Source organism: Cupriavidus sp. OV096 (genome assembly GCF_900115455.1).
Taxonomy (GTDB): Bacteria; Pseudomonadota; Gammaproteobacteria; order Burkholderiales; family Burkholderiaceae; genus Cupriavidus.
Genome location: NZ_FOWM01000009.1, coordinates 206,572 through 216,887 on the forward strand (window position 1 = coordinate 206,572; position 10,316 = coordinate 216,887).

General features: G+C 63.5%; 10 protein-coding genes. 5 read left to right on the forward strand and 5 right to left on the reverse strand.

The window, feature by feature from the left end:
• Positions 1-13 precede the first annotated feature (13 nt).
• From BM115_RS19785 to BM115_RS19805, 5 genes are all read right to left on the reverse strand, one after another.
• The gene (locus BM115_RS19785; RefSeq protein WP_092297912.1) at positions 14-1,438 is read right to left on the reverse strand and encodes a heavy metal-binding domain-containing protein; all 1,425 of its coding nucleotides are present in this window, start codon (positions 1,436-1,438) and stop codon (positions 14-16) included.
• 72 nt (positions 1,439-1,510) lie between these two features.
• The gene (locus tag BM115_RS19790) at positions 1,511-2,434 is read right to left on the reverse strand and encodes a multicopper oxidase domain-containing protein (protein ID WP_092297915.1); all 924 of its coding nucleotides are present in this window, start codon (positions 2,432-2,434) and stop codon (positions 1,511-1,513) included.
• Between the two features lie 26 nt (positions 2,435-2,460).
• Positions 2,461-2,832, reverse strand: coding sequence for a c-type cytochrome (locus tag BM115_RS19795; protein WP_218158046.1), 372 nt, complete (start codon positions 2,830-2,832; stop codon positions 2,461-2,463).
• Complete coding sequence (locus BM115_RS19800) at positions 2,829-3,533, reverse strand: c-type cytochrome (RefSeq protein ID WP_092297918.1); 705 nt, start codon at positions 3,531-3,533, stop codon at positions 2,829-2,831. Before BM115_RS19800 ends, BM115_RS19795 begins: the two co-directional genes overlap by 4 nt.
• Before the next feature lie 20 nt (positions 3,534-3,553).
• Entirely contained in the window at positions 3,554-4,492 is a 939-nt protein-coding gene (locus tag BM115_RS19805; protein WP_092297921.1) for a multicopper oxidase domain-containing protein, read from the reverse strand.
• 374 nt (positions 4,493-4,866) lie between these two features.
• Here BM115_RS19805 and BM115_RS27345 point away from each other — a divergent pair, with 374 nt between their 5' ends.
• The 5 genes from BM115_RS27345 to BM115_RS19830 form a co-directional block, all read left to right on the forward strand.
• Positions 4,867-5,262: an RrF2 family transcriptional regulator gene (locus BM115_RS27345; RefSeq protein WP_177219975.1), complete on the forward strand. Its 396-nt coding sequence runs from the start codon at positions 4,867-4,869 to the stop codon at positions 5,260-5,262.
• A gap of 139 nt (positions 5,263-5,401) precedes the next feature.
• Positions 5,402-7,522 (forward strand): TonB-dependent receptor family protein, encoded by a 2,121-nt coding sequence (locus tag BM115_RS19815; RefSeq protein WP_092297927.1) that lies wholly within the window; start codon positions 5,402-5,404, stop codon positions 7,520-7,522.
• Between the two features lie 127 nt (positions 7,523-7,649).
• On the forward strand, positions 7,650-8,144 hold the full coding sequence (locus BM115_RS19820; protein ID WP_092297930.1) for an RrF2 family transcriptional regulator: 495 nt from the start codon (positions 7,650-7,652) through the stop codon (positions 8,142-8,144).
• Positions 8,145-8,225: 81 nt separating this feature from the next.
• On the forward strand, positions 8,226-8,693 hold the full coding sequence (locus BM115_RS19825) for a group III truncated hemoglobin (RefSeq protein ID WP_255370913.1): 468 nt from the start codon (positions 8,226-8,228) through the stop codon (positions 8,691-8,693).
• Between the two features lie 195 nt (positions 8,694-8,888).
• Positions 8,889-10,316, forward strand: a 1,428-nt coding sequence (locus BM115_RS19830) for an ISNCY family transposase (RefSeq protein WP_369825674.1), incomplete at its 3' end; no start/stop codon positions are given.

Below are 10,316 nucleotides of genomic sequence, written 5' to 3' on the forward strand. Positions count from 1 at the left end.
TGTTGCCTTGTCGTTACAGGATCTCTTTCGCGGCCGCGCCGCCGCCCATGCGCTGGCGCGTGGCCGCCAGAGAAGCCTCCGCACCGAGCAGGAACTGGCCGTTCACGGCGATTGCCGCGCCTTCGGCCAGTCCGTCGACAATCTCAACGCGCTCGGCGTCTTCCTTGCCCAGCCGCACCTCGGTCGGCACGAAACGTCCTTCGCCCAGCGCGACCATGACGAAGCTCCCGTGGCCGGTGCGCAGCACGGCATCGCGCGGTGCCGTTAGCGTGGTCTCGCCCGCGACCTCGACGATGGCATGGAGGAAGGTGCCGGCGACGAGGGCGGCGGGCACCTGGTTGAGCGTCACGCGCACACGGGCCTTGCGGGTGGCCGGGTCCACCTCCGCCGTGGTGGCACGCAGCGGCGCGGTGGCGCGCCAGCCGGGCACGGTGTCCGAGGTCAGCGTGAGCTGGCCACCCTGCGCAAGCAGTGGCAGTTGATCGGGATAGAGCGACAGCGTGGCGCTAGTGCCGCGCGGGTCGCCGTAGGTCAGCACCGGCTGGCTGGGTCCGGCAAAGCCGCCGGGCCTGACATTGATGGCGGAAACGATGCCGTCGCGCTGCGCCAGCACGGGAATGACCTCGGTAATGCGGCGCTCCGTATCGAGCTTTGCCATGACCGCCGGCGGAATCTCGGCTTCGCGCAGGCGGTCCCGCTGGCGGGCAATTTCGCGCGCAAGACTGCCGAGCATCGCGTTGCTCTGTTCCAGCGCGGCCATGCCGCCGGAGGTCAGGCCGTCGCGGCGGGTCAGCAGGTCGAGGTAGTCGCGCTGGCGCTGTTGCGCCTCGGCGGAGTAGATCTCGTAAAGCACCTGGCCCTGACGCACCCGCTCGCCGGTTGCGGCGACGCCCAGGCGCTTGATCCAGCCCTCGAACTTCGGCGTGGCGGACGTGGCACGTCCCTGGTCGGATTCGAGCACGGCATAGGTGTTGATGACCGGCTTCAACTGGCGGTGCGTGACGACCTCCACCGCGATGCCCATCTGCCGGTAGGCGGCATCGCCCACGGTCACGGCAATCGGCGCGGCGGCAGCGGATTGCTGCGCGTGCTGGTGCTGCGGCATCGACTGGGTGGCGCCGGCCTTGACCAGGTGCATGCCGCAGATCGGGCAGCTGCCCGGCTGGGCCGTGACGATGTTCGGATGCATGGGGCAGGTGTACTGCGTGACGCCGCTGGCGGACTTGGTTGCCGCCGTCAGCAGTGCATTCCCGGCTTCAGGTCGACCGTGCATCTGGTCGTGCCCGCCATCCGCATGCGCCCCAGCATCGGCGGTCACCGCCCGCGCCTGGCTGATCAGTGGATCGTTGACGTAGTCGTACGAAGCCACCATTCCCACCACACCAGCCAGCAGTGCCACGGTAGCGCCGCCGATGCCCAGCATCGCACCTTCTTTCATGTTTTTCACCTTGCTCTCTGTGGCCGGCCGCGACGATGTCCCCGCCTCGGCCAGCCGTTAGCCCCGCGCTGCTTACCTCACGAGGATGTTGTCGCCCTTGCCGGCCTTCGGATCGGCATCATTGGAGAACTGCATGATGGCGATGGCGCCCGACAGCGCCTGACGCAGCGAGTGCGACACGATGGCGTTGGCGCCTTCCTTCGGCGAGATCAGGTCGAACGTGGCGGCATCGCCCGGCCCAACCACGAAGCTCTGCATGCCCACGTGGACGTTCTTGGGGTTGCCGCTGCCGTAGACGCGATCCCAGATACCCGCGATGGGGTGGAGCGACGAGAACTCGTTCACACCGGCGTTGACGAAGTAAATGCGCACGCGCTCGCCCGGCTTGGCTTGCAGCACGCGGGTGGCGCTCGGATCATGCACCGGGTCGTACTTGAAGATGCTGCCGTTGAACATGACGTTGGTCCACTTGTTGGCCATCATGTCCGCCTGGTTGTCCGGATTCGCGTACAGCTCGGACTGGATCAGCACATACTCGCGATCCGCCTTCGGCATGGCCTTGGAATCCTTCGGATCCACAATGATCGTGCCGTACATGCCGCGTGCGATATGCTGGATCATCGGGTCCGCGCCGCAGTGGTAGAAGAACACCCCCGGGTAGTCGGCAGTGAACGTGTAGTGGGCTTCTTCACCCGGCTTCACGGCCTCGAAGTCCTTGACGACATCCACGCGTGCCGCGTGAAAGTCCATCGAGTGCGAGTTCTTGTTCGCCTTGTCGTTGATCAGTGTGAACTCGATCGTGTCGCCTTCGGTGACATGGACCACGGTGCCCGGCACCTGGCCGTCGAAGGTCCAGGTGCGGTACATCGTCCCCTTGTTGTCGATAGGCAGGTCGATCTCCTTGGCTGTCATCGTGACCTTGACGGTCTTCGCATGCGCCTGCACGCCGGCCAGGAGAGCGGCGGCGGCAAAGAGCAGGGTTGGAAGGGCTTTCATTTGTCTTGTTTTTCCTCGGTTGCGTATTACTTGGTGCCAGTCTTGCTTACGAAGCGCAGGTAACTGACCATTTCCTTCATGTCGTCGTCGGTGAGCAGGCCCTCCCATTTCGGCATCAGAACGGATTTCCCTACAGCGAGACCACCTCCCTTGATCGCCTTCAACAGCGTTTCATCTGGTGTGTCACCCATAGCCTTGGTGTCGGTGTGATCGCGCGGCTTGACCGCCATGTCGCGGCTGTTCACACCGTTGCCGTCACGGTTCACACCGTGACACTGCACGCAATACGTGTTGTAGAGCCGTGTGGAATGCGCGAACTGGTCGTCGGCATGCGCACGGTTGATGCCAGCGGCCACAAGCAGCGGCGCGAGCATCAGGAAAGTCGTCTGGCGCCTCATTTCGGCTCTCCCTTCAACGTGGTGATGTATCCGGCCAGCTTCTGGATATCGGCATCATTGAGGTCGAGGCGCGGCATCCAGACATGCGGGTCGAATTTCTGTGGATCCTTGATGTAGGCGACCACGTAGTCCGGCTGCAGCCGCGCGCCACCATCCACCATCTCCGGCCCAGAGCTGCCGCCGTTGCCCGGCTTGGCCGAATGGCAGGAGGCGCAGCCGCGCAGCTTGGCAAACAGCAGGCTGGCCATGGAGGCGTTGGGCGGATCGTTCTTGAAGCCGCCTTTCTCCACCAGGCCGGCATCGCCGCCGAGCTTCATCAACTCGGCGGCTACGGCGGCGGCCTCGTCCTTGTCCAGCTTCGGGTGCGGGCTCAACGCGGCGGGGTCGATGGTGTCGGGCCCCTTGTCGGCAGAGGCCTTGACCGCCCGGGCCACCATCACCCCCGCGGGGCGGATGGTGGTCGGGCTCTGCAGCCACTTCTCCAGCCATGGCTGGTTGAACTTGACGCCCGCGTAGTACAGGTCCGGGCCCTTGCGTTGCCACAGACGATCCACATCGAGCTTCTGGGGTTTCGTGACGGCGTGGCAGGCCACGCATTGCGCCTGCAGGACTTCCTGCCCGGTTTTCGCCTGGGCGGCGGTGCCCGCCGCCGTGAAGGCGAGGGCGGCCACGGCAAGGCGCGTGAGGTGAGGGATGTTCATCGAGATCGTTCCTGGGTCGATTACTGGACGGCCTTGCCCTTGAGCAAGTCGTTGCTGTACTGACCGGGACCCTTCTTCAGCGATTCCTCGTAGTAGAAGTTGGGCTGGTACTTCTTGCCGGCCCAGTCGTACCAGGGGTCCGAAGGCACGCCCGCATACTCCACGACGCTCATGATTCCGCCCATCGGACGATCGCCGTTGACGGTATGGGAGTCGACGTGGTCGTGAACCATCCAGCGGCCAGGGTTGTCGGCTTCGAAGATCAGGTCGTAGCGCTCACCGGGCCCGAACAGCACGGTGTCGGCCATGATGGGGTTGGCCAGCGGGAAGCCATCCTTGAAGGCGATCTTGAAGCTGTGCCCGTGCAGGTGGAAACTGTGCGTGCCGTCGCCAGCGCCAATCAGGCGCAGGCGGACCACGTCGCCTTTCTCGATACGGATGGGCTGGGTGTCCGGATAAGCCTTGCCGTTGATCGTGAAGTAGTCGGGCTTGTCTGATGGCAGGCCGCCGAAGCCGGGCTTGTCCGCCCACTTGGAGTCCCACTCGGAGAACATCAGGATGAATTCCTTGGTGACCTTCTTCTCCAGAGCGGTCGGATTCTTCGGCCGGACGATCAACGGACCCCACATGCCGCGCAGGGCGACGTGTTCATTGACGTTGACGTGGCAGTGGTACCACATGGTGCCGGACGGCGCCGCCTTGAACTGATACTTGAAAGAGTCGCCGGGCTTGATGGCCTCCTGGGTGACACCCGGCACGCCGTCGTTCTTCCAGGAGTTCTTCTGGTACATGCCGTGCCAGTGCACGGTGTGGGGCAGGGCGGTCAGGTTGTTGACGGTGACGTTGACATCGTCGCCTTCATCCACCACATACAGCGGGCCTGGCACCTGCCCGTTGAATGCAAACGTATGGAATTGCTGCTTGTCTACCAACGTGACCCGGGTGTCTTCGATGTTCATCTCGAAGTTCCGGGTTGCCGCGCAAGCACCGTGCGCCGTCAGAAGCGCCGATGTGGCAAGGATTGCGGAAAGTAAGGACTTCAACTTGGTACCCCCGATTGTTTGAGTGGCCGGCCTTCGCCTTTAAAGATGCATTCACTATACATCTTTAGATGCGGCAAAGCGGGTTAAGCCACACCACCCGTGAGGACTATCGCGTCCTCCATGCAACGGAAATTTGCCTCTTTATCCGATGCATAGCATTTATGTTGTATTGGTTATGCATCTTTAATAGACTTCATCGAAACATGGATCGGGAAGTCTTGCGAGCAAATGGATACCTATGTCGCTGTCTTTTTCCGCCATCCGACGGTGCCGCCTTGCCGGAATGCGTGATGCGCCTGACCGTCTATACCGAGTACGGACTGCATGCGCTGGTCCATCTCGCGCGCAACGATGGCAGGCCGCAGACGGCGAGGAACATCGCCGACGCCATTGGGCTGCCGCTCAATCACGTCGTCAAGATCGTCCACGCGCTGCGCCGTGCTGGCTACCTCGACACCGCGCGCGGGCGTATCGGTGGAACACGCCTGGCGTGTCCTGCATCGGCCATCACTGTGGGCGACGTGGTCCGGGTCTTGGAATACAGGTTGGACTTGATGGCGTGCTTTCGCGCCGGGGGATTTTGCGTGGTCTCGAGCGTTGCCGATTGTCACGCGGCGCTGAGTGGGGCGCTGGTGGCCTACCTCACCGTGCTCGATGGCTACTCGATAGCGGATCTGCTGCCCTGATCGATGCCCGACATCGCAATAGACCTTTTCAATGCCGTGCGCTGCCATGTCGCATGGCGCAGGCCGATACGTGCTTCGTATGCTTCCGTTGCTTGCCCGGGGTCCATACCACGGCACCTGAAACGTAGACGAGAACAAAATGAGATCTGAAAAAGCCTGGCGCAAGACCGCCATTGCTGTAGTCGTACAGACGCTCGCGCTGAGCGGCGCGGCCATCGCGCAAACCAACGCCACGCAGGCATCCAATGACGCGCCACTCCCCACGCTGCCCACCATCACCGTCAGCGCAGCGGCGCCAGCCGAGGGTTCACTCACGGTGCCCGGCGTGGCCCGCCAGCGTGACACGCTGTTCCAATCGGCCGGGTCGGTCGGATTTGTCGATGCGCAGTCTTACACCGATACCTACGCCAGCAATCTGCGCGATGTCCTCAAGGACTCGCCCGGGGTCTACGTACAGGAGCGCTACGGCCAGGAGCTGCGCCTGTCGATCCGCGGCTCCGGCATCTCGCGCGGCTTCCACACGCGTGGCCTGGAAATCCTGCAGGACAGCGTGCCGACCAACTTCGCGGACGGCAGCGGTGACTACTACCAGATCGATCCCATCGGACTTTCCGCGGCCGAGGTCTACAAGGGCGGCAACGGGCTGGCATTCGGCAGCTCGACGCTGGGCGGCGCCGTCAACTTCACCACGCCAACCGCGCTGACGGCGGATGCGCCAAACATGCTGCGCGTGGACGGTGGCAGCTTCGGCACCGCGCGCGCCAGCGGCCAGGTATCGCGACAGATCGGCGCATTCGACTTCCTCGCCAATCTCAGCGTCAATCACTCGGAGGGCTACCGCAATCACGAACGCGGGCAGTACGAACAGCTCAACGCCAACTTCGGCTACCGCTTCAGCCCGGCCGTGGAAACGCGTTTCTACTTCGGGGCCTACGTGGTCGACCAGCTGCTGCCAGGCACGCTCACGCTCAATGAGGCGCTCAACGATCCGCGCAAGGCGTCCGCCAGTGCGCTGGCAGGGGACCAGGCACGTAACACGCGCACCGAGCGGCTGGCCAACGTGACCAGCGTGAAGCTGGACAACGGCCAGCTGGACTTCAGCACCTGGATCATCCACAAGAGCCTGTACCACCCGATCTTTCAGGTCATCGATCAGGACTACTGGACCTACGGCTTTGCGCCGCGCTACACCGGCAACTTCACGCTGGGCGGCATGCGCAACCAGTTGATCGCCGGGGCACGCTTCTTTGGTGGCAACAACAATGCCCGCCAATACGTCAACGTTAATGGCGACCGCGGCGCACAGACGCTGAACGCCCGGCAGGATGCCTTCAACTACGAGGCCTATCTCGAAGACCGGCTGTACGTGCGGCCTACGGTCGCGCTGATGGCGGGAGCGAAGGCGTACCGCAACCGGCGGGAGTACCAGGACTACGGCGGCTTGTCCGCCAGCCCAACGGCCAAGTCGGACAGCGCCACCTACAGCGGCGTGAACCCGAAGTTCGGCGTGCTGTGGGAGCCGCGCAAGGACGTGCAGGCCTTCGTCGACATCACGCGCAGCGCCGACGTGCCGGACTTCTCGGACCTGAACCAGACCATCGGCGCGACCAACCAGTTCGTGCCACTGGCGCAGCAGCGCGGCTGGACGGTGGAGGCGGGCACGCGCGGGCAACTGGACCGCTTCGGCTGGGACCTGACACTCTATCGTTCGCTGGTGCGCGACCAGATGCTGCAGTACACGGTCAGCCCCGACGTGCCAGCCTCCACGTTCAACGCCAACCGGACCATCCTGCAGGGCGTGGAGCTGGGCGCCAGCGCCGAGATACTGCGCAATATCATTGGCGCAGGCGACCGGCTCACGCTGTCGCAAATGTGGAACTACAGCGATTTCCGCTTCGACAACGATCCGGTTTACGGCAACAACCGCATCGCGGGCGTGCCGCAGCATGTGCTCCGCACGACCGTGGCCTACAACAGGGGCTCCGCGCTGCGCGTGGCGGGCACGATCGACTGGGTGCCGACCGGCGCCTACGTGGACTACGCCAACACGATGAAGGTGCCGGCCTACGTGCTGTTCGGCATCCAGGCCAGCTACGAATTCCAGCGCGGCGTCACGCTGTTCCTCGACGCCCGCAACCTGGCCGACAAACGCTACGTCAGTGACTTCGGCACCGTGGCGAATGCGCGCACTGCCAACACGGCGGTTTTCTACCCAGGGGTCGGACGCGCGTTGTATGCGGGGGTGAAGTACAAGTTCTGATCGTGGTGGGATGCGGCGGTCCTGGCGGCCGCATTCCACCTGACTCGGAGGTCGATTCCCTAAAAGATGCATTTGGCGCGTAAGATATACTGACGCGTCCCGTCCTGGAGGCGAGTGGGGATCGAAGATGAGACTGACCGACTACACCGACTATGCACTACGTACGTTAATCTACATTGCTGCGCACCCGGACGAACTGGTGACGATCCAGCGGATTGCGGACAGCTTTAGCATTCCCAGGAACCACCTGATCAAGATCGTGCACCGGCTGGGGCAGGAGGGTTTCCTGCATACCCTCAGGGGCCGCTCCGGCGGCGTCCAGCTCAACCGTCCCGCGTCCAAGATCAACGTCGGCGAAGTGATTCGCACGATGGAGAGTGATTTTGCGATGGTCGAATGCTTCCACGCGGAAGGCAATCAATGTGTCATCACCCCGATATGTGGCTTGCGCGGCGTGCTGCACGCGGCGCTGGACGCATACTTCCGGGTGTTGGACGAACACACGCTCGAAGATCTCATTCTCAAGCCGAAGATGATGCAGCGCGTGCTGGACGAGCACGCTGCCGCGTCTGTGCTGGCGCGGATCCCCGTCAAGGTCTCGAGGCAAGCTGCGAAGACCTGACGAAGGGCAGGGGTTTATCTGCGCATTCGTCAGCCCCGACTATATAGATGATAAGATGCATTCGTGATGCATCTTTTAGGGATGACGATGCCCGGGAATAACCTTCAGACCGCCAGCGACGCCGTGGCCCAAGGCGCGCAACTGCCCGACGAAGCCGAAATATCGGCATTTGTCCGTGCCTTCTACGTGCGGGTTCGCGCCGACGAGAGTATCGGCCCGCTTTTCGACCGAGTCATCTCCGGCCGATGGGACCAGCATCTCACAACGATGGACACGTTCTGGTCAAGCATTGTCCTTGGGAGCAAGCGCTACCGGGGCCATGTCCTGTCCCGCCATATGATGCTCGCGGGGATCGAGGGCCATCATTTCGACCGCTGGCTCGAGCTCTTCATCGACACGGCACAAGCCACTTTCAACAAACCAATAGCAGCCGAGTTCGTGCGGCCGGCATTGCGCATTGCCAAGAGCCTGCAGTTGGGGATGTACGGCATGTCCTACGAGGTGCCAGCCGGGCAACGGGAGCTGCTGGAACGGTACACAGGCAGGTAGCCAGCCGCAGCATGGCCGGGGCAAGGCTGCCTGCAGGGCTTTCGGCCTCGGATCATTGATTTAACATAATACGCATTATGCGTATAAGGGATGTTGGCCGTTATTAGTAATGTCACCTTTGCGACGAATAGAGATGTCACCTGAGGCTGCCTCCCCGTACGCTCCGAGTTTCGTCGGGCGCTTTGGGAGGCAGCCATGCACAGACAAGGATTGGTGACCATGAGCATGCGCGAAGTTGACCGCATGAAGGTGATCCAGGCTGTGGCCGATGGGCACCTTGCGCGCTGGCGGGCAGCCGAACGTCTGGGCGTCAGTGCCCGGCATGTCAGACGGCTGGTCTTGCGGCTCCTGGAGGACGGGCCAAGCGGGCTGGTATCGCGCAAGCGCGGACGTTCCAGCAATCGCCAGTTGCCTCCCGGCCTGGAATCTCGTGTCCGCGGCCTCGTCCGCGACAGCTACGCCGACTTTGGGCCGACCCTGGCCGCCGAGAAGCTGCGCGAGCGCCACGGCATTGATATCTCCTCCGCGTGCGTCCGCCGGATCATGATCGACGCCGGCTTCTGGGTGCCGAGGAAGCTGCGCCCGCCCAAGGTCCACCAGCCGAGGAACCGCCGCGCCTGCCTGGGCGAGCTGGTGCAGATCGATGGCAGCGATCATCACTGGTTCGAGGACCGGGCGGCGGCGTGCACGCTGCTGGTCTACGTCGACGACGCCACCGGCCGGCTGATGCAGCTGCTGTTCGTGCCGACCGAATCGACGCCAGCCTACTTTGCCGCCACCCGGGCCTATATCGAACGGCACGGCAAGCCGATGGCGTTCTATTCCGACAAGGCTGGCGTCTTCCGCGTCAACCGACAGGAGAATGCCGAAGGCCGCGGCTATACGCAGTTCGGGCGCGCCCTCTTCGAGCTGAACATCGACATCCTGTGCGCCAACACGAGCCAGGCCAAGGGCCGCGTCGAGCGAATGAACGGCACGCTGCAGGACCGGTTGGTCAAGGAATTGCGGCTGCGGGAGATTTCCAGCATGGAAGCCGCCAACGCCTACGCGCCGGCCTTCATGGCTGACTTCAACGCGCGCTTCGCCAAGGTGCCGCGCAGCGACTTCGATGCCCATCGGCCGCTGCGCGGTGACGAGGACCTGGAACGGATCTTCAGCTGGCGCGAATGGCGCAAGGTCTCGCAGAGCCTCACACTGCAGTATGCGAAGGTCATGTACCTGATCGAGGACCTGCCTGAACATCGCCGGCTGATCCACCGCTATATCGAGGTGGCGGAGTACCCCGATGGCCGGGTCGAGCTATGGGCCGATGGCGCTGCCCTGCCCTACACCACCTATGACCGGTTGCCGGAGGTGGATCAGGGCGCGATCGTGGACAACAAGCGGCTCGGGCACGTGCTCGCGATTGCCGCCACGGTCCAGGCCGAGCGGGACAGCCGGCACTGGAGCGCGCCGTCGCGCACGCTCTCGGGCGAGTCGCCGCGCCCGGCCAAGGTGCCCTTGAACGTCAAGCGCCAACGGCTGATCAACCGGCTGGATCTGGAACGCGCCATCGCGGGAACGGAATGTCCCACCCTGCTCCCGGCTCAGGCGCCATCGGCCAGCGCCACCGCCTTACGGGCA

Excerpts from the sequence above, each read along its gene's own strand:
- BM115_RS19785 (WP_092297912.1), bottom strand. The coding sequence starts at position 1,438 with ATGAAAGAAGGTGCGATGCTGGGCATCGGCGGCGCTACCGTGGCACTG.
- BM115_RS19790 (WP_092297915.1), bottom strand. The coding sequence starts at position 2,434 with ATGAAAGCCCTTCCAACCCTGCTCTTTGCCGCCGCCGCTCTCCTGGCC.
- BM115_RS19795 (WP_218158046.1), bottom strand. The coding sequence starts at position 2,832 with ATGAGGCGCCAGACGACTTTCCTGATGCTCGCGCCGCTGCTTGTGGCC.
- BM115_RS19800 (WP_092297918.1), bottom strand. The coding sequence starts at position 3,533 with ATGAACATCCCTCACCTCACGCGCCTTGCCGTGGCCGCCCTCGCCTTC.
- BM115_RS19805 (WP_092297921.1), bottom strand. The coding sequence starts at position 4,492 with ATGAACATCGAAGACACCCGGGTCACGTTGGTAGACAAGCAGCAATTC.
- BM115_RS27345 (WP_177219975.1), top strand. The coding sequence starts at position 4,867 with ATGCGCCTGACCGTCTATACCGAGTACGGACTGCATGCGCTGGTCCAT.
- BM115_RS19815 (WP_092297927.1), top strand. The coding sequence starts at position 5,402 with ATGAGATCTGAAAAAGCCTGGCGCAAGACCGCCATTGCTGTAGTCGTA.
- BM115_RS19820 (WP_092297930.1), top strand. The coding sequence starts at position 7,650 with ATGAGACTGACCGACTACACCGACTATGCACTACGTACGTTAATCTAC.
- BM115_RS19825 (WP_255370913.1), top strand. The coding sequence starts at position 8,226 with ATGACGATGCCCGGGAATAACCTTCAGACCGCCAGCGACGCCGTGGCC.